The sequence below is a fragment of the Bradyrhizobium sp. 153 genome, assembly GCF_023073835.1.
Taxonomy (GTDB): domain Bacteria; phylum Pseudomonadota; class Alphaproteobacteria; order Rhizobiales; family Xanthobacteraceae; genus Bradyrhizobium.
In genome coordinates this window covers 24627-45220 of the sequence record NZ_JADPKH010000099.1, presented here as the reverse complement: position 1 = coordinate 45220, position 20594 = coordinate 24627, and the positions used below count along the sequence as shown (strand labels likewise).

12 protein-coding genes are annotated in these 20594 nt (G+C 59.0%); 3 read left to right on the top strand and 9 right to left on the bottom strand.

Annotated features, from left to right (window positions below; genetic code table 11):
* Nucleotides 1-102 precede the first annotated feature (102 nt).
* From IVA91_RS25545 to IVA91_RS25515, 7 genes are all read right to left on the bottom strand, one after another.
* Nucleotides 103-5340: an Ig-like domain-containing protein gene (locus IVA91_RS25545; protein WP_247279519.1), complete on the bottom strand. Its 5238-nt coding sequence runs from the start codon at nucleotides 5338-5340 to the stop codon at nucleotides 103-105.
* Between the two features lie 230 nt (nucleotides 5341-5570).
* Entirely contained in the window at nucleotides 5571-7355 is a 1785-nt protein-coding gene (locus IVA91_RS25540; protein ID WP_247279518.1) for an ABC transporter ATP-binding protein, read from the bottom strand.
* Nucleotides 7356-7414: 59 nt separating this feature from the next.
* Nucleotides 7415-8410, bottom strand: a complete 996-nt coding sequence (locus IVA91_RS25535) for a glycosyltransferase family 2 protein (RefSeq protein ID WP_247279517.1) — start codon at nucleotides 8408-8410, stop codon at nucleotides 7415-7417.
* Nucleotides 8407-11337 carry a trifunctional glycosyltransferase/class I SAM-dependent methyltransferase/polysaccharide deacetylase gene (locus IVA91_RS25530; protein ID WP_247279516.1) on the bottom strand — a complete coding sequence of 977 codons (2931 nt, stop codon included), beginning with the start codon at nucleotides 11335-11337 and terminating at the stop codon, nucleotides 8407-8409. Before IVA91_RS25530 ends, IVA91_RS25535 begins: the two co-directional genes overlap by 4 nt.
* Entirely contained in the window at nucleotides 11334-12452 is a 1119-nt protein-coding gene (locus tag IVA91_RS25525) for a glycosyltransferase (RefSeq protein WP_247450075.1), read from the bottom strand. The genes IVA91_RS25530 and IVA91_RS25525 overlap by 4 nt, the downstream gene beginning before the upstream one ends.
* 38 nt (nucleotides 12453-12490) lie before the next feature.
* Nucleotides 12491-13489, bottom strand: a complete 999-nt coding sequence (gene galE, locus IVA91_RS25520) for a UDP-glucose 4-epimerase GalE (RefSeq protein WP_247279514.1) — start codon at nucleotides 13487-13489, stop codon at nucleotides 12491-12493.
* 292 nt (nucleotides 13490-13781) lie between these two features.
* Nucleotides 13782-14168 carry a hypothetical protein gene (locus IVA91_RS25515; protein ID WP_247459407.1) on the bottom strand — a complete coding sequence of 129 codons (387 nt, stop codon included), beginning with the start codon at nucleotides 14166-14168 and terminating at the stop codon, nucleotides 13782-13784.
* Nucleotides 14169-14416: 248 nt separating this feature from the next.
* Here IVA91_RS25515 and IVA91_RS25510 point away from each other — a divergent pair, with 248 nt between their 5' ends.
* Nucleotides 14417-15415: a glycosyltransferase family 2 protein gene (locus tag IVA91_RS25510; protein ID WP_247279513.1), complete on the top strand. Its 999-nt coding sequence runs from the start codon at nucleotides 14417-14419 to the stop codon at nucleotides 15413-15415.
* Here the strand turns inward: IVA91_RS25510 and IVA91_RS25505 are convergent.
* Nucleotides 15404-16600 carry a glycosyltransferase gene (locus tag IVA91_RS25505; RefSeq protein ID WP_247279512.1) on the bottom strand — a complete coding sequence of 399 codons (1197 nt, stop codon included), beginning with the start codon at nucleotides 16598-16600 and terminating at the stop codon, nucleotides 15404-15406. The two genes, IVA91_RS25510 and IVA91_RS25505, sit on opposite strands and share 12 nt — an antisense overlap.
* 108 nt (nucleotides 16601-16708) lie before the next feature.
* Between IVA91_RS25505 and IVA91_RS25500 the strand changes: the two genes are divergently transcribed.
* Nucleotides 16709-17758, top strand: a complete 1050-nt coding sequence (locus IVA91_RS25500) for a glycosyltransferase (protein WP_247279511.1) — start codon at nucleotides 16709-16711, stop codon at nucleotides 17756-17758.
* 57 nt (nucleotides 17759-17815) lie between these two features.
* Here IVA91_RS25500 and IVA91_RS25495 read toward each other — a convergent pair whose 3' ends face one another.
* On the bottom strand, nucleotides 17816-18634 hold the full coding sequence (locus IVA91_RS25495; protein ID WP_247279510.1) for a glycosyltransferase family 25 protein: 819 nt from the start codon (nucleotides 18632-18634) through the stop codon (nucleotides 17816-17818).
* A gap of 292 nt (nucleotides 18635-18926) precedes the next feature.
* On the opposite strand from IVA91_RS25495, the gene IVA91_RS25490 reads away from it, so the two are divergent.
* Entirely contained in the window at nucleotides 18927-20591 is a 1665-nt protein-coding gene (locus tag IVA91_RS25490) for a putative Ig domain-containing protein (protein ID WP_247279509.1), read from the top strand.
* Nucleotides 20592-20594 lie beyond the last annotated feature (3 nt).

Below are 20594 nucleotides of genomic sequence, written 5' to 3'. Positions count from 1 at the left end.
ATCTGCTGGCTCAGGCTCTCGTTGTGGCAAATCCTGGCCATCCTCTTCGCCCGACCCCAAATCAATCCAGCCTGAATTCAGGGTTCTTCACGGACGACACCTTCAGCGAACGATGAAGCCATGCAATTCCGCCAGATGAATATCGACCGGGGCGACCGCGTGAACGGCGTCGACCTGATGAAGGCCTGTGTCAACATCTGGGGAAGTGATCGCCGCGAGGAGCACTGCCTTGGCAGATTCGCGAGACGCCTCGTTGATCAAGTCATATGCATTGGAGGTAGCGGACTGCTCGAACACGAACCCGCCATCTTCCAGGCCCGCGAGGCCGACGGCCGGTGCGGTCGCAGGAGGCTGTAACGAGGCAACCGCCGACAAATCAACGCTGGTTTTCGGAGGATCGATCACCAGCGTGCCGCCCATTCCGTCGCTCGAGAGGTTGAAGGTCGATCTGGTGTAGTCACCAACAAGCGAAATATTTGCCGTGTGATTCTGGGCATCGACCACGGTCAACGTACCGCCGGCTGTGTTGCCGGAAAAGGACGCCGACGTCCCCGCTCCGTACGCGATGTCCTTCAGATCGATATGGTTGGAATTGAACGCGGTGCCGTCACCCGTCAGACCGATGAGCGTTCCCGTAAATTGCGACGCGTGGTCCAACACCAGATTGCCGGTCGACGTCTTGAAGGTGATCGACCCCGAAGCGGCGCCGGACAATTCGAGCGTGGCGCCGGGGTCGACCGTCGCGGCCTGTGACATATTGCCCAGATTCAATACGACATTTCCGGAGATCTTGAGGATGGTCGATGACGTATTGATTACACCATCGCCATTGAGATCCTGATAAAAAGTCGTCTCGACCGCTTTAAGAGCAGGGTCGGTCGGGGACACCTTGTTCAGGAGGTTCGATACATAGTTGCCATTGCTGTCCGTGGTCCACACACAAAGTTCGCCGGTGGCCGGAATCTTCCAGGCCACATCATAGCCGCTGGTTGTTTGCTCCACGCCCACCGGCGTCCAAGCGCCGAACTGTCCCGACACAACCGCTACGCCACCGTACCTCAAGGTCGGCCCCACGCCGCTGGTCATCGCGTCGAGCAAGTAATTCGAGCCGACCAGAACCAGGCTGGTTGAGCCGGACGCCTCGATTGTCGTGCCTGAAACCTTCTGGGGCGTTGGTGGAAGACCAATCAGGCCATCACCGTTGAGATCCTGGTGAAAGAGGGTCTCGCTCGACTCAAGAGCCGGGTCGGTGCCGGACACCTTGTTCAGATAGTTGGATACGAAATTGCCGTTGCTGTCGGTGCTCCAGACCGCGAACTGACCGGTCGAGGGGATCTTCCACGCGACGAGATAGCCGTTCGACGACGCTTCCGCAGCTACTGGCACCCACGAGCCCAGCTGCCCCGCGACAACCGCCGTTCCGCCATTCTTCAAGATCACCGATGAGCTGGCCGTCGAAAGGTAGAAGTTACTTCCCGACTTGATAAGCGATGTCGTTCCGGCCGCTTCGATCACCGTACCGACGGCGGAGCTGAAAGCATTCGAAACCTGGCTCAAATTTCCGGCGATGTCGGTGGCGGTGGCGGTGAAGCTGTGTTGCCCTGCCGTGAGCGATCCGGTGGTGACGCTCCAGGCCCCACTCGTCGCCGCGACGCCCGTGCCGAGCAAGGTCGCGCCCTCGTACAGCCGGACAGTGCTTCCGGCTTCTGCCGTGCCGGACACGATTATTGCGCTAGAAGCTCCAGGTGCGCCCGAGGTCAGGATAGGTGCAACCGGGGCACGCGTGTCGACCGTGACGTTCAACGCACCGGAGGAAGCGCTGACGTTGCCGGCGGCGTCGGCAGTCTTGCCGGTAAACGTGTGATTACCGTCCGCCAACGTTGCGGTGGCAATGGACCATGCTCCGCTGGTATCGGCGATCGCCGTTCCGATCATCGTCGCGCCGTCGAAGACCTGCACCGTGCTCCCGGCGTCCGCGGTTCCAGTCAAATTCACGTGGTTGACATTGGTGACGCCATCGCCGGCAACGTTGCTGTCTGGCGAGAACGACGCGAGCTTGGGCACGTTCGGGGCGACCGTATCGATGGTGACATTCACCCCGGCTGAGAGCGCGGTGAGATTGCCGACGCCGTCCATCGCTGCGGCGGCAAAGGTGTGGCCGCCTTCGGCCAGCAATGCGGTCGCCATGCTCCAGCTACCATTGCCATCGGCTGTCGCCGTGCCGATCTGAGTTGTCCCGTCGAAAACCTTGACGGTTACACCTGCCTGCGCGCGACCCGTGAGGACCAGATGATTTGTATTGATCAGGCCCGATACGATCGAGCCGCTGTCGTTGACCGCCGAGATCGTCGGCACGGCGATAAATGTCATCGCCATCGGCGAATTCGTCGCGGAAACGAATGAATAGTCGGCCGACGTCAAGCTGGTGACGCCCGCAATGCGCAGCGTATCTGCTCCACCCGCGTAGCGAACGGTCCACACGTCGTTCACATGGGTCAAATAGGCGCCGCTGTCGTAACCTTTCAGAATCAGCTTGTCGTGTTCAGCGGTCGCGCTCGTGAAGACGTGGAAATCCGCGATCGTATCGTTGCCGCTGCCTGCAGAGTGAATGAACGTATCGTTCCCGGATCCTCCAGAGAGCCAGTCATTCCCGCCGGCGCCATCCAGGACGTCGTCACCGCTCGAGCCGACCATACGGTTTGCCAATTGGTTACCGACGCCCGCGAGCCCGCCCATCATCAACGTCAAGTTTTCGACGTTCGCCGTCAGTGTGTACGACGTCCACGCCTCCACGCTGTCAATGCCGCCGCCGGGATTCTCGATGATTTTCTGGTTCGCGCTTCCGATGACGTAGGTATCGTCGCCGTTCCCCCCGACGAGCGTGTCATCGCTATTGACCGCCGAGAGCTTGTCGTTCGCCGCGGTGCCGTACACCATGCGGCTGCTCGCCTTCCCGCTAATCCAGGACGTGATCGTCCCGCCGACCGGGAGCGTTGCTGGCAATTGGAAATCGTCGCTGGTGAATGCCGAGACCGTCGTGTTGCGGAACACCAAGGTGTCCTGGCTGGTCAACTTCAGATAGACGTCGCTTCCGACCTGGGTCATCGCCGCCTGCACGTCGGCGAATGAGGTGAAGGCAAAGCCGTTGAGCTGGACGACGTCGTGAGCGGCGCCCGATCCCGGAGAAAAGTCGGTGATGATGTCCGAACCATCGCCGGAGTTGAATACGAAAGTATCCATACCGCCGCCGCCGGTCAGGATATCATTGCCGAGCCCGCCGGTGATCACGTTAGACGCGGAATTTCCGATGATGATGTTGGATTGAATATTTCCGATGGCGCTGATGGCCGCCGAACCGGTGAGCGTCAGATTCTCGACGTAGCTCGAAAGCGTATACGTCACCGAGGAGTTGACCGTGTCGATGCCTCCGCCATAGGCCTCGACAATCTTCGCACCGGCATCGGTCACGACATAAGTGTCATCGCCGGCGCCGCCAGTCATGACATCCGCGCCTCCTGCACCACCGATCAGGTCATTGCCGGACGTGCCGGTCAGCGTGTCTACAGCTGCGCTTCCCACGATCGTGTTGGTCGACCCGCCACTCGTGAGCAGGGTGTAGTTCGCAAGCGTGTACTCCGGCAATTGATAGGCTTTGATTGAATCGATGGTCATCGTCGGCGTCGATCCTGGAGCGGCGTTGCCCGGCCAGCTCCCGCCCATCGCTAGGTTGGCGATCATGTACATCGCCGTATTCATGTCGGCGGGCGTGGCCTGCTGCGCGACCTCCTTCCCGTCCACGAAAAACGTCAGGTCGTAAGGCGTCCATTTGAGCGCAAACGTGTGTTCTCCGGTCGTCAGGTTGGCCGTATTGGCCCAACCCCCATTCGTCGCGGGCGCGTAGGGTGAGTGAATGGCCCAATGCGCCTGGTCAGGATCTTGACCAAATGCTTCGAGCACATCGATTTCCGTGTTGAGGTTATTGGCAGTGCTGGGCAGCATCCAGAACGCCGGCCACGCGCCACTTGTGCTGGGCAGCGTGGCCGTCATCTCGAAATAGCCGTAGGTCTGGGTAAAGCTGTTCTGGGTCGAGATCATGCCCGACGAGAAAATGGCGCTGCCTGTATAAGGCGTGGCGCTCGCAGGCAAGGGCTGTGCCGTGATGACAAGGTGGCCGTCCTGAATCGAGAACGGATTAAGCCCAAGCGACGTTGACGCCTGAGTTGCCGGCAGCCCGGAAAAGCTGGGATCGACATACACTTCCTGTTCGCCGGCCAGCCCGTAGCCTGCCGCTCCGCTCCAGGCATAACTCGTGCGCCAGGTCAGGCTGGGATCCTGCCCCGCGGACAGCGTGTTGAAGTCGTTGTTGAAGGTCTGGACCAATCCGGTCAGGGGACTGACGATGTTTATATTGCCGGCCGTGAGATTCTGGAGACTGGTGTTTTCAAGCGTTATCGTTTCGCCGCCAGCGATTGTCAGGACAAGGTCTGTGCCCACCTGCTTCATGGCCGCCGTGACATCGGCGAACGTCTTGAATCCGGTGTTGTTGAGCTGCAGGATGTCCCCGCCCGCACCCGCCTGAAAGTCGGTGACGATGTCGTTGCCGTTGCCCGCTCTCACGACAAAGGTGTCGCGACCGGCCCCACCGGTCAGCACATCGTTCCCCCGTCCGCCGTCGATCATGTTGTCGCCGGCATTGCCGACAATGATGTTGTTGAGATCATTGCCGGTGGCGGGAGACGGAACGCTATCTGTCAGGACAAGGTTTTCGACGTTCGGCGCATTGACAAGGCTGTATCCGTTGATGTTCCAGACGCGGATCGTATCGATGCCCTCTCCGGCCTGCTCGACGACCTTAGTGTTGTGGTCATAGACATAGTAGGTGTCGTCCCCTGCTCCGCCGATCAGCGTGACGCCCGTGCCGCCGGCCTCCATGCCATCATTTGTCGCTCCGGTCGCCAGCGTGCCGCCCGCAGGGACGGTACCCGCCCAATTCCATGCCGTTCCGCTCGCTGGCAGCGGATTGTCCAGCGCGACATTGCTTGCAACCAAGGTCGAAAGCGCGACATTCTGCAGCGTCAGAGTTTCGGTCGACGACAGCGTTACAACCGTATCGGAGCCCACTTGGGTGGCCGCTGCCAGGAAACTGGCGAACGTCGCAAAGCCGTAGTTCTGCAATCGCAACACATCGCCGCCGAAGCCCGCCTGAAAATCAGTGACGGTATCGGAGCCATAGCCCTTCGAGACGATGAAAGTATCGCTGCCTGCTCCTCCGGTCAGAACATCATTTCCGGTACCGCCAAACAGAACGTCAGCACCGGCGCTTCCAGTGATAATGGTCATGATGGATTGCGTGCTCCTTTTAGGTGGCACACAACTATGCACGCGTTCAAAAGAGCCTTATGGATTCGACGCAATTTGACGCATGCCGAGAGAATCAGCTGACGGCTGGAGATTTCTGCGGAGACACCGTAATGCTACGGGCTCATGTGAAGTCCGCGCTGCCTGCATCAAGCAGGCTCAGTGCAGGGGCCGTCATTCATCGGGCGAGCGCCGAACACGCTGGGTTCCGATTAGGGAACCGTATTCCGCATCCGGTAAGTGAGCACATCATCTTGCGAAGTTCCTGTTACGCACGCTCCTCGACTCGCCAGGACCTTCGCGGGAGGGCCCTCAGCGCGAACGCGGCCGTTTTCAATGCACACCACGTGGTCCGCATCACGCACTGAATCCAGGCGATGTGTTATCAGCAACAAGGTTCGGTTCTTGAATTGTAGCTGGATCGCGCGTCGAATGCTGTCCTCGAGTGTCAGATCGAGCGCGCTCATCGCTTCGTCGAGGATGAGGAACTTCGGATTGCGCACAATCGCTCGTGCAAGACCAAGACGCTGCCGCTGACCGCCCGAGAAGCGCAGGCCATGCTGTCCTATCCAGGTGTCGTATTTGTCCGGTAAGGCCTCGACGACCTCTGAAATGCCCGCGACCCGCAGCGCCTGCCGAACCTCTTCCTCGGAGGCGTCATTCTTGGCCATCCGAACGTTCTCGATCACCGTGCCTTCGACCAGGTCGACATCCTGGCCCGCAATCGCGAGCATGCCGAGCCAATCGGTTCGACGAACGTCTTCGATGGATCGCCCATCAACCCGTATGACGCCCTTGTTGGCCGAATAGAGTCGCAACAACAAATTTACGATCGTGGTCTTGCCCGCCCCACTGGCTCCAATGAGCGCAGTGGTCTTCCCCGCAGGAATGTCAAACGAAGCATCCAAAAGAGCGGGCTCCGTACCGGCATCATAGCGGAATGTCACGTTGCGAAATGAGATGCCGTTCTCCAGTTTAGCCACGGCAACGTGCCCGGCGTTCGGGTACTCCTTGTCATCTATCGAGAGCATATGTCTGATGGACCGAAGCTGCGGCTCGAGCTGCGCCATATACAGCAAGTTCCCTTCCAGATCTCGCATATGCGGCTGCAATCGATAGAGCAACGCGACCGCGGTCAGGCTCGTCGCGAAGCCGATTCCCAATAAATCAGCGAACGCGACGACGAGAAACAGCACGACAAGATACCCCACCTCCGTCAGAGGCGAGACCAGGGCGGATAGGCGCGCAAGGCGCAGCGCGACTTGTCGGGCCTGCGTCGAAGCCTGCTCGAAGCGTTTCTGGTGAATCTCCTCCTGGCCATACGCGCGGATCGTGCGCATACCCTGGAGTGTCATCAGCATATGCTCACCCAGCTTTTGATGAACCAGCTTTACGCCGGCACCCAACTGCTGCATGGGCAACGAAAGATGGCGCAATCCGGCCGATACAATCATCAAGGCGACGAGGGCGAGGACCGTGACTTTGATCGAGAGCGCCAACAGAAAGGACGCGAAGAGAAAAACCGAACACGAACTCACGATAATGCGGGTAAGACTGGCGTATGCTCCGGAGATCACCCAAGTCTCGGTTCCCAACACCTCCATGAGATATGCTTCGTCATGGCGTTGGAAGAACGAATACGAAGTTGACAGATATTGCAGATGGACACGGTTGCGCGCGACTTCATTGATCTTCTCTCCAACACGCGCACTGATTAGTGTGTTGATAAAGGAAAGAGCACCGCGAGCAATGATGAGAAGGAGCAGCACGACAGCAGTTTCGGTCGAGCTGTGAAACCAGTTCGCCGCATATCGGAGCGCTTCGCCTAGGAGGCCACTGGTCGACGTTGCAAGTTCCACCTGACCCATGGCGAAATAGAAGAACAGGAGCACGAGAGTAATCCCGACCGTCTCCGCCAACGATGTCGCGAGGCCAAGCACAATCAGCGCGGGCGTCACCCAACCGGGCAGTGGAGCAAGCTTGAGCAGCTTGAACAATTCGACCAATGCAGCGTGGCGAGCAGCTCTCGGTCTTCGTATGTTGTTCGCGTGCTCTGTCATAGCGATTGAGTTGGATCGCCGATGGCAAACAACGACGCCGAAGGTCGAACCGCCCTGCGACGCTCATGGCGCCATTTCCACCGGATTTCCGAGACGGTATCACGCGGCACATCGTGCGCGGCGACCCTGAGCGCGAGCAAGGGATTCCGTTTGAAAAGGAGTCCAAAGATTGAAGCGAAGTACCACAACTGACCGCCCGTCAGAGCTCTCCGAAGCAGCCAACGCGCATAGTTTCTGAGGCCCAGGTCTAGGAGCGCCGTGCGCTCAGGGTGTCGCGTCATGATCTCATCCGCGACCAGCATCCACGACCGGAACATTCGGGTCTTGTTGCTTGACATGTTGTTCGGGAGGTACCGATAGCCAATCTGATACTTGGGCACGACCGCGAAGTGGTACGCCTCCGCGACACGGCAATAGAACAGCAGATCTTCGCAGCCTTCCGCCCCCGATGCCCTGAGTCCGCTCTCGAAACCTTTCGCAGCTATGAGGGCTTCCCGGCGGACCAGCGCCGAGCTGCCGTTGCCGATGAAATTTCCCTGACAGAGATAGTCCAGCACCTCGCCCGCATGAAAGACGGGATCGGACCTGGCACTTACGCGACTATCGGCATCGATCCAGTCATACCAGCTGTAGACAAGACCGGTCCGCTCTCCTGCATCAAGCAAGGCTTGAAGCTGTTGCTCAATCTTGCGGGGCGTCCAGAGATCATCGGCATCAATGAACGCGACGAAGTCCGCGCCCGCCGCCTGCCAGCCCGCATTCCGGGCGGCAGCGACCCCCGCATTACGCTGTTCTATGATTGTTATTCGCGAATCCTGAGCCGTATGCAGCTGGACAACTGCGACCGTGTTGTCTGTGGAGCCGTCGTCCACGACAATGATTTCCAGCTCCCGGTGCGACTGGGATCTGACGCTGCGAAGCGTCTCGTCGATCGTTGCACTGGCGTTGAAGGCGGGAATAACCACGCTGACCAGGAGCGCCCCCGTATTCATTGGTACTGCTCCAGGCAACGAGCGAATGTGTCCAGCGTAAAATCGCCTCTGACCTCAATTCGCGGCAGATCCAACAGATTGTCCTTCAGTGTTACGGCCCGTCCGACCGTGTTGAACAGAGTTTTGTAACCACATTCGGCGGCGAGAATTTCAAGCCGCTGATCGGTAGAGCCAAAAGGCGCGGCAAGCGACGTTATCGATCGCCCAAGCCACTGTTCCAACTGGGCGCGAGATCGCGTCAATTCCTCGGCGAGAGTCCGGGTCGCAAGTTGCTCGCTGCGCGGGTGACTCGCCAAATGGCTGCCAAAGGATATGCCCTTGGCGGCAAGCGCAGCGATCCTCGTCGGCCCAAGCAGCGAAGCGGACTCTCCAAACGGAGCATCCCACTCCGCCCGCTTTCCCACGAAATCGGTCGCAACGAAGACTTCTGCCGAGAAGTCGTTTGCTTGCAAGATCGGCCATGCATGCTCGGCAAAATCGTCGTACCCATCGTCGAAGGTGATCAGCACCGGCCTGCCGACGAACGGATGATTGCTTGCCACGAACCAGGCGAGCTGATCCGAATTGATCGTGTGATAGCCATTGCGGCGAAGCCACAGCATCTGTTGCCGGAACGCATCGGGAGACAGGCGGTAGCGGGCCAGTTCACCTGGTCCTTCAACCGCAACTCGGTGGTACATCAGGACCGGGGCGTGCGTGCGTCTTTCGGATTGGGTGACGTCAAACCTGCGCGCCACAGCCCCACCCCACACGATGGACCGCGCAACCTCGACCTCAATCGGCGCCTCGATAGCCGCGTATTTCACCTGTATGTCAGCGGCGGCTTCGCCCGGGAGTAACCGCCTGAACCGATCGATACGGTACAGTTCCGTCTCGATCGATGTCTCCAGGGCGAGTCCGGGTACGCCCTGGATAATCCGCGTGATGGTCTCCGCCCCATACGGGCTCTCCCAGTCGAGCCCCGTTCGCGACATGTTGTCCTTCAGGACAAAGGTATGGGCCGCCACAAGGTAACCGCCAGGACGCAGCGCCTGCACCAGTCGCCTCGCGACCGATTCTAGTTCGGCCTCGTCATTAAGGTAGTAAAGGACCTCGGAGCAGACGATCAGATCGACGTCCTGTGGGAGCGGATCGGCGGATAAATCCAATTGAGAGAATTCGATGTTCTGACGCCCATTGCATCGGACACGAGCGCGACCGAGCGCCTTGGTTGAAATATCGGCGGCACACAGGCGTCTGACCCTGCGGGCCAATTGGCGCGTGAAGTGTCCTTCCGCGCACGCGAGCTCGAGCGCGCGATCTATTGGCTGGTCTGGCAGAAGCTCGAGCTGCCGAGTGTACTTTTCCTGTTCATACGACGAACCGTAGTTCCAGGGATCCTCTTGCTCGAAGAACTCCTCCCAAAATTGCTTGCGTGCGGTGTCTCGAGATCGCCTGGCACATCGCATAGGACTGCTGGAAGCGGAGATGCCTGAGATGGCTCGCGACCGCGCCTCACATGAAGCCCGCGAGGCCAACTCGCGTAGCCGCCCCCGGTGAGTATCTCGGCCGTCTCGCATGAAAGTTTGAAGTCGTGCGGTCCGCTTGTGAAGTGCGATTTTTGCCCGAACCAGCCTTCCGATCTGGTCTTTGACCTGCAAGTGAACGAGGCCATCGGCGGCCAGCGCGATCCAGAAGCGGCTGTCGACAGTGCCGAGGGCACCAATATCGAGCAGCGTCAGGATGCGAGGCCCGTCACAGAGATAGACGTACAATCGATCAATAGTCCCGATCGGCTTGATGGTGCCGATACGGCGAAGGTCAACGCGCGTGCCGAACGTCAACGTGAGGACCCTGGGCGCCGAAAGATCGTCATAGTCGAGCACTTTGCGCTCAAAACGGTATTGGCACTTTCGCCCTGCCGCCGGATCGTTCCATGCGCGACCGATCGCTGAAATGAGGTTGGTTACGCCCTCCCCGTATTGCGGCCACCGTTCCGCCAGCTTGGCGGGTACCGTTCTTGCCCCGACCATCACGGCATCGAGCAGAACAGCGGCAATGAAGTCCGCCGTTGTCTCGGTCTTTGGAATGTCGCTCAGCGTTTCCAGCGTTGGATCGCTGGCATTCCTGCGGCCGCAATCAAATCCGGCACACCAGAGCATGAAATACGCATACGCTGCCTCGGCGCTGCCATATGCAGTTGACGCTCCCGCCCTATGTTCGGGTGCCGGCCCGCTGACGCGGTCATCACTCGAAAATCCGCGGGCAATGACCACCCGCGCGTCGGCCAGCATCCGTTTCACATCTTGCGTCAGTGAACGGTCGCTTGTCCGGTAATAGCTCAATTTCTCGTCGACATGGATCCACCTGCCGCCGCAGCGTGCGATCCGTTGCCACAGGTCCCAATCTTCGCACGTGCGGAGGCTGGTCTCAAAGCCACCGACCTTTGCAACAGCGCTCTTTAGGACAAGCACGCCATGGATGAACGTGGCACACGTCCGAGCGAAACGCTCGAACGCGTTGTCATGGATAGCCGGATCGCAGCGCACGGGAGTTTCACTGCCGTCAGGCATAACCCGGCAACAGTTGCAATAGGCGGCCACCGCCGAAGGATCCAGATCCAGCGCAGCATTCATCCGGGCAAGGAAGGACCGATCAATCCAATCGTCACTGTCAAGGAACAGTATTCGTTCGCCGCGCGCGCTTGCAATTCCCTTGTTGCGGGCACCTGAAGCGCCTCCTCCGCCAGACTGCAGAACACGAAAGCGGGAATCCCGCGCCGCATATTCAGCAACGATCGCGGCCGTGGCATCGATCGAACCGTCATCCACGACAAGCGCCTCCCAGTCAGGGGCGCTCTGCGCGAGCAGGCTGTCAAGCGTTTCAGCAATGGTCTCTGCAGCATCACGTGCGGCGATCACGACAGACGTACGCGGATGGGCCGTCATCTGCGAAGCCTTCGGCGATGATAGAACAGCAATCCGGCGAGATATCCGGTCACCTCCTCCTTCAGGAAGCGGTCGCGAATGCTGTCTCCTTCCATTACTTTCCGGAGCAGCCGAGAGAGGTACCAACGCGGCTTGTAATAGTAGGCCAGACGCCGGTTCGCCGAGATACCCGTTCGCTCATACTGCACCAGAAGCGCTGCCGCATGACCACGCATGTAGTGATAGATCTGGCTGGCCAGGCCGTCCATCGTCCTGCGGTGAAAATGGAATGCGACCGACGCCGGAGTATAACGACAGGTGTAGCCGCCCGCGAGCAATCGATACCAGTATTCCGAGTCCCCCGAGCAGCCGGCCTGACCGACGTCCAGTCGCTCATCGAAAAGTCCGACGGCCTGAAACACCTCGCGCCGGAATGCCATGCTTGCTCCGGCGCCGATGTCCCACGCGGGAAGGACCCGACCGCGATGCGATCGGAAGGCCGCGCTGTCGTAATCCTGTTCGCGATAGCCTTTGTTAAATCCCCAATACGTCTCGAAGTGCCGTTGCGCCTCGGTCGCGAGCTCGGCCGGAAGCACCAGTCCCGTCACCGCACCGATCTGGGGAGAGTCAAACGCACATGTCAGTTGCTCCAGCCAACCCGGGTGAAGCAGCACATCGTCGTCCGTATAGGCGACAATATCTCCGGTCGCCTGGAGCGCGCCGGTATTGCGAGCAATATCCAGACCGGGTCGATCCTCGCGAATATAAGTTGCTGCCGCGGCCAACGCGACATCCCGCGTCCGCCGATCCCGCGATGCATTGTCCACCACAATGATTTCTCTTGGAGGATGGGTCTGCCTCGGCAGCGACGACAAGCATTTGCTCAGCTCGTCCGGACGGTCGCGCGTGCAGATCACCACGCTCGCCGAGAGTCTCATTTCTGTCGGAGTTCGCACCTTGGAGTCGACGGCTGACAGAAAGCCGTCGTCGATGTGATCGATCCTGGCGTCCGCAATTTGGCCTTCATGCATCAGCACATGGCCGATCGGCTGGTTGGCGCGCCAGAACACCGTCATGCCATCGCTCAACGTCGTTTCCGCAACATCGGACGCCGACGTCACGGAGAGATGCGTCACGCCCCTTCCCAATCCAATTCCTGCGAATGGGGTATCGATCATCTTCGTGCGAAATATGCCGACGGATTGCTATCGCTCCACCTCAGTGCAGTCTCGATAATGAAATCGATCTCGGATTGCCGCGGGCTCCAACCGAGCTCCCGCTTGGCTTTGGCAAAGGAGGCAACGAGCATGGGCGGGTCCCCCGCGCGGCGTGGGCCGCGACTGACGACCGGGTCTTTTCCGGAGACACGCTTCACGGCCTCTACTAGTTCGAGCACACTCGTGCCGACCCCCGTACCGAGATTGAAGACATGAGTACCGCCTCGAGCCACCAGCATGTCACCTGCGAGAAGGTGCGCCTGCGCTAGGTCATTGACGTGGATATAGTCCCTGATCGCACTTCCATCCGGCGTCGGAAAGTCCGTTCCCAGAATGGTGAAAGGCCGATCGGGTCGGCGCACCGCTTCGATCGCCAGCGGAATGGCATGCGTCTCCGGTTCGTGGCGCTCACCGATCTCGCCGTCAGGATCACAGCCCGCCGCGTTGAAATAGCGCAGCGAAACCGACGACATCTCGTACGCACGACCAAAGTCCTCCAGCATACGCTCGATGATCATCTTGGACCAACCATAGGGATTAATCGGCGCCTGCGGATGTGTTTCGTCTATGGGGGTGTGCTTGGGTACTCCGTAACTGGCACACGTGCTGGAAAAGAGCACGCGCAAACAGCCGGCCGCTCGCATTGCCTCCAGGAGGGCAAGCGTTCCTCTCGTGTTATTGTCGTAATAGATGGCGGGATCGGCCACGGATTCGCCGACATAAGCCAGCGCCGCAAAGTGCGCGACGAGGTCCGGCTTGTAGGTTTCCAGCACTGCGCGCACGCCGGCTGAATTGCGAATATCGCACTCGACCAAGGGTCCCCAGCGCACCGCATCGCGCCAGCCCCGGGAAAGATTGTCGAGCGTCACGACGTTCCAGCCCGCCATCGCAAACGCCTTGCAGCAATGCGAGCCGACGTAGCCCGCACCGCCGGTGACCAGAACGGTCTTTTTCATCTCGCCGCGTCCGCGCGCCCCACATCGATCGGAGGTGGGGGACTACCGAGATTTGTCGGACCGGCGACATCGTTACGCGCCTTCATCAACCTTCGCGCCAACAACACTCAACTCCTTGTCCCGAAGCACGATCTCGTTCTTGATCTCCAATATTCCAAATTCCAGTCAATTCTTATCTAGATGGATTGTGGCTTCATTCGTACGATCAATCGGCTGCGCGCAGACGCGTGGAGCTGCCACGCGCAGTTGCAAAGACCCGAAACGGTGCAACACGAGGATTGACGTTGCGAAATTATTGCTTCGCTGCGGTCTCGTCCGCGGGATAGAATCGCGCCTGATGCGCTTCCGATAGAACCTGTCCCGTCGATGACTTCACGAGGGCGGTCCATTCATACAGACCCGGCTTGCAAGGACCAAATGTCCGTATCGTCCCCGACGGCACAAGGCCATTTCCGGGAACCGGAACGTCCTGGCCTCCCATTTCGCGAGTACCTTGCGCAAGTGTGAGCGTCATCGAAGTGGCACCAGCGGGAATGTTACGCAGACGCATCTCCGGATTTGGGAACAGCGTGATACAGCCGCGCGCCCCGCGCCATGAAAAATCCAACGTCATCGGATCGGCCGATGCAGGATGACACAACGCCAGCAACAAAGCGAGGGCAGCAACAACAACTCTCACATATCACTCCGGTCAGGTTCGCTTCCGATCTTCGAGCGATCGGGCACGCACTATTCACGATTCACGCAGAATAGATCGCCCATTTTAAGGCACCATCGGTAAGCCCACTTTCTGACGATGCATCAAAGAAGCAGTCACGAGTTGGCCATTCTTTTAGCGGACCGTCCACGCCTCCTTTGGCGTGCATCAAGGAACATTCTCGCGCCTGCCAATGGATTAAGCAAACAATGGCAAGTGGCAGCTAAACCGTGTCCAGAAACGTCCTGATCGTCATACCTGTTTTGAACGAGGCTTCCCATATCGAGACCGTTGTCCGTAACCTGGCCCAGGACAATCTCCACGAAGATCGCACAATAGTGGTTGCAGATGGCGGCAGCACCGATGGGACGCCTGACATTGTCCGCCAGCTCGCCAACGAGATTGGCGGCCTCCATCTGTTGCGCAATCCCCAGCGGCTGCAGAGTGCCGGGGTCAATTTAGCCGTACAGGTCTATGGTGCTGCGGCGCAGGTCCTGGTGCGGTGTGACGCCCATTGCGAATATCCGGCCGACTATGTTTCGCGCCTCCTCAAGACCTTGGACGAGCGCCAAGCCGACTCGGTCGTGGTCCCCATGGACTCGCGTGGTGACGGCTGCCTGCAAAAGGCCGTCGCATGGGTCTCGGACACCAAGGTCGGTTCGGGCGGATCGGCACATCGCGGCGGAAAGCAAAGCGGCTTTGTCGATCACGGGCATCATGCGGCGATGACCATCGACGCGTTCCGCAGGGCTGGTGGTTACGACGAGACCTTCGCTCATAATGAAGACGCAGAGTTTGACTGCAGGCTGCGTGCACTCGGCGGCCGGATATTTCTGGATTCGGACATCCGCCTTTCATATCGACCGCGATCGAGTTTTCTGAGCCTGGCGAAGCAGTACTTCAACTACGGTCGTGGTCGATCGAGAACGGTGAGACGGCATCCAGGATCGTTGCGACTGCGTCAATTCCTGGTGCCCACTCATGTTGCATTGATGCTGGGCGCCATCGTGCTGGCGCCGGCTGCACCGCTGCTGTTGACATTTCCGGCGGTCTATCTGGCGATACTGGCGCTGACCGCAATGATGATTGCAGTAAAACATCGCTCAATTTGCGGGCTGCTTGCACTGCCGGCCGCCGTCGTGATGCACTTCGCGTGGGCACTTGGCTTTTTCTGGGGTATCCTGTGGATCCGCCAGACCACCTGGCAGATGACCCCTTCAGTTTCCTGAACGCTGCAGAACCTGGGCACTGGCCGGCGTGCCCACACGCCGGCCCGCCTTCGCGTAGGCGGCCTCGGTCAGGCGTGCAATCGAGGTCCACGTCGGCACGGAGTCTCGCAGCTCCAACATTCCTTGACTCTTGCGGTTTCGATAATCAGGGTCGCTGATCAAGCGCTCGAGCGTCCGGGACAATGCGGCGGGATCACCTGGAGGAACGAGCGTCCCCTCTGCCCGATCGCTCAGCCATTCTGAAAACGTTCCAAGGTTCGACGCGACAATCGGACGTCCCCCCGCGATCGCCAGCATCAGCACGCCGGATGCGTCGATATCCCGATACGGAAAAGCCAGGATGTCGGCGCGCGCGACCAGAGAGGTCACTTCATCTTCCGGAACGAAACGCAGGTCGAATTCGACATTATCTTCGAGCTGCAAATCCTTCACCATCGCAAACAGCGGCTCCATCGCCATTTCCGGCCAGCCCACGACCTTCACCACGCAATTCGCCCTGACCTCTCGGGGAAGCAGCGCAAGCGCGCGAAGCATGACGTCGACTCCCTTGTAGGGCTTTATCTTGCCGAACAGGAGTATTTGAACGCGCCCATCTCCGGCCGAGGGCTCGTCGGCCGGTCGGGTGATATGATCCGTCAGCAATCCGTGCGCGATAACGGATATCTTCTCGTCCGGGATACCAACGCGCAGCAGGCGATCGCGTGCAACGGTCGTATGAACGATAAGATGGTCGAAGCAGTGCAGAATGCTGAACGCGCCAATCCGCTGGATCCGCGAGCTCGGATTGTTATTGAACGGATTCGAATCATGAACCGTCAGAACCGTTGGCGCGACCCTTCTGAACATGGGAATGAACTGGCTGTCGACGATCGCCAGCGGTGCCCATTGGAAATGGATCACATCAGGCGGCATCCTCCTGAAGCGCCTGATCAGCCGTGTCATTGATTCAGCGTGACTGAGGCCCTTCAGCCCCAGCTGCACATTGCGTGGAAGTTTCTTGAAAAAGCGCGACTGCAATCCCGGATAAAAATGCCGGTCAAGAAAGAGGTCCTCATCAACGGAAGGCTTCTGCCCAATCTGGCGCCCGACAATGCTGGCCGCATGCCCAATATCGGTCAATCCTTTGGCTAATTTAAGATCATATGGCCAAGTAAACAGTGACGGATCGATCAGAGCGATTTTCATGCGATTGCCTCACCAACGATGATTTGCGGACCGTGAAATTACTTCTGGCTCATCAAGGCATGGATTGATAGCTTCTTCTGCCACTTGCAAAATTGTGAGCGACACGCGTTGAAGATCAGCATCGTCATAACAGTCTACAATTACGAACGGTATGTCGGATTGGCAATCGACAGCGCGTTGAATCAGACCCGTCCGGCGGACGAGATCGTCGTCGTCGACGACGGATCGATCGACGGTTCCCGCCAGATCATCGCCGGCTATGGTGACAGGATTCGAGCCATATTTCAGGCAAATCAGGGCAACATCGCAGCATTCGAAGTTGGGTATCGCGCAGCGACAGGCGATGTATTGCTGTTCCTTGATGCGGATGACATCCTGATGCCGACGGCGGTCGAAAACGTCGCTGCTCACTGGCGTGAAGGTGTTTCGAAAGTTCAGTTCAATCTGGACATCATCGACGGGGCCGGCAGGCGACTTGGGCGCTCGTTTTGTGCGTTTCCTAAATCCTACGCGCCAGACGATGTGCACGCAGAATTTACACGATCGGGAACGTACATCTGGCCAGTCATGTCAGGAAATGCGTACTCCCGAGCGTTTCTTCGACAGGTCGTCCCGCTCAATCCGCCCGTGGGATATGACGGCGCCCTCAATACGATAGCGCCTCTTTACGGAGACGTGGTCACGGTGCAGGAAATCCTGGGGCAATATCGGCTCCATGGCAGAAATATCAGCCGAAATGACGCGAAGGGGCGGGCGCAGCGCTTTCCGGATTTTCCTAGACAGATCGGATTCCGCGTCGCAGAGTTCGATATCCTGAAAGCACATTGCGACAAGAAGTCCATGCACGTGCAAGCGGCAAGGCCGATCGATAACGAGATCGTCTTTGTCAACTATCGCCTCGCGTCGCGTAAATTGGGACTGCGCTATGTTGGGCAGGACGCGGACACGTCGAGTTCACTTCTGCGCCGTGGGATATGGCTTGCGCTGACCACGACAACAGATTGGCGCGCAGCCGCCTCTCATATCGTCTGGTTCACAGGGCTGTTCTTGAGCCCTTCCTGGCTTGCGTACCGGCTGATCATGCTCCGCTTCAACAGGGCAGAACTCCTGCGGCCGCTCGTCAGGTTCGGAAGTGTCATCCGGCGCAAGCCCGCCTGAGTGGGCAACGGCGCAAAGGCAACCCGCCTCGTCAGATCTCGTCCCACGCCTCGTCGATCACACGCTTTCAATCGTACGAATTGTCTCCGGCATTGGTCCGGAAAGACTGGATGCGCCAGCGAGGCGGGCGCGAATCCGCCTGTCGGACTGGCGAAGACGGAGATTTTCCGTCAGGCGCAGAACATATTCCTTTGATTTCCACGCAAACCGAGCCGCTCTATCGAGCGCAGTAGGCCCGTGAACCGACTCCGCCGCCTTTACGATCGAAGATGTCAGCGTCAGCTCAAGACACGGAAAAGGAAACAAGGCATAATTGTGGAGGCCATTTGCCCAGAAGCGGTCCATCTCCCAGTCGATTGGCCGATGGATCGTTGTCACACTGTCGATAAATCGACGCGCGGCACGGCCGGAAATCAGATAAGCCTGCGTTCCCATTGGTGCACGCTCAAACCGCACCAATTCCCGCTGATCCAGCCAGGCCACGTGCTTGCACGGCGCCATGTGTCGCCCATACAGCCGGAGATAGCCGATCTCGGCAGCCTTGCAGATGTCAGGAAGCGATCGAAAGCTGAAGCCGGCATCGAGGATGACGTCGTCTTCGATCACAAGTGTCCATGAATTGTCGGTGTCTGACGCTGCGAGTTGCGCCATGATGCTCATATGACTCGCCGCGCAGCCGATCTCGGCACGTGAAAGGCCCCTGCCCCAAAAGCGGATGGCCAGCGCCTCATCATATTGCGGGAGCCCCTTGGCGGGCACACGCAGTGCATCAAAGAAGGTCCATGGAATCTCAAGCGACTCCAGATTTGCACGCGCGCGCTCGCGGCGCACGGAACCGGCCAAACTAATCGCCACAATTCTGAGATTGCTGCCCATTGATCGATCAGTCCGACATCTTGATTGGGAACCGTTTTGCACGTGATCTCCAAACGATTACCGCGAACCTGTCTGTGCTGACAAGGAGCGGCACCTGCCCGGCCGCTGCCATGCTGGTGGCCATTTCATATTTTTGTTTCGTAAAAGCACGGCGAAATCCGCGGCTATACGTTGAGCGGCTATACCTAAAGCGGTCCGCATTCGGAGGCCTTGGATCGAACCAACGGCTCCTCACAAACGTGTGACTATGTACCTCGCGAAAGTCGCGACGGTCTCAGGCAAAGAGGCGCGAATGCCATCAAAGCATCGATTCACCAGCACCATTGCAGCATTGTTCGTCGCATCATTGGTTGTCAGTGCCTCAGTCCTTTATCTTGCCGCTATCAATGATGGTTTGCGACAGCGCCTGCAGTTCATCCCGCTGTTTAAGGAACGCAGCCAGGTCGTCGGCGGCGCCGTCGTCGGCCAGAATGGCAGTGGGTTGTATGCGGGTTATACCCTGTCGTGGGGTGATGAATTCAACACTCTCGATATCGTGGGTCCGGCAAACCCTCGCGGCAAGTTCTTTCCGACTGGCGCCTATCATCCAGGCATCCGCGGCAATACCACGTCGCTCGGGACAGCTTTTGATGCCGACCCGCTGACCACAGGCTACAAGGACCGCAACCGCGGCGTCGCGGTTGGCTTCGACAACATGTTGATCTCCGGCTCGGTGCTGCGCCTCGGAGCGCGCAAGGCAACAGCGCGCGAGGAGGAATTCCTTACGCCGACCGACCGGTCCATCAATGGAGGCGTGCGGCCGCACCTCTCTGCGATGATCCATACCGCCGGGGCGTTTGCATACTACCCGACCGCCAACGCCGTCATCGTCGAGATACGTGGCCGGTTCAGCCCCAGGCTTACAAATCCGGCCGGCTTTCACCCCGCGTTCTGGACCTATTCGGTCGCACCCGTGCTCAATCCAACCGGCAACGAGTGGGATCTGGAGTGCAACTCCCAAGGGATGCACTTCAGTAATATCGTCCATACCTCGGGGGCGATCTCGACCGACAACAGCGCCGGACCCTTCGACTATATGGACGGCGCGTTCCACGTCTTCAGCTTTGTCTTTCGAAACGGCGCAAACACCCAACTCTACGTCGATGGCGCCCTTCGATCCCAGTTTGCCGTGGATTCCAATACCAAGAATATGCCCTCATTTGTGCTGTTGACGTCACACGTATTCAACAACACGTTCGCGGGCGAGGCGTATGACGCCGCAGCGTGGGCCAGCTCGGCGACCGGCGCCTATCTCGATGTCGACTGGATCCGCGGCTGGCGGACGACAGGCGTCAAGCATTGGAAGCCGCTGGTTTCGGTCGCAGATCTCAATGTCGATTACGACGGCAACGGCAAGATTGTGCTGCCGAGCGCCAAGGCCCTTTGGGGCGATGCGAGCGTTACCGAATTCGTCCAGGTCGTACCCTATGACAGCTCCGAACCGGGTATGACGGAGCAGACGACGTTTACGCAATTCCCAGAAGGAATTTCCTACGATCCGGCGTCGCGCACGATCAAGGCGGACTTCACGGCCGAAGGCAATGCCGGGCGGTCTCATGTCGTCGTTTATGGCTACAAACCTGACGGTTCAACGATGGAGCCCCTGCGATTCTCGATCAATCGCGGCCCGCGTGTGACGACGCGCCCCCTTTCAGCCGCCGCAGGCGACAGCTACCGCCACGATATCTATGCGGAGTGCGATGTCGGAGCCATGATGCCCAAGACCTTGTCCGTCAAAGGACTGCCGCAAGGGCTCGCCTTTGACCGTTCCACCGGACTGATCAATGGCGCTCCAACGGCGACGGGGGTCAGCAACCTGACAATCTCCTGCGCAAACAATGCGGGCCAGACAACAAAGAGAACGACAACTTTCACCGTCCACGCGCACGATCCGGCGAACCGCCCGTACGGAGGATGATGC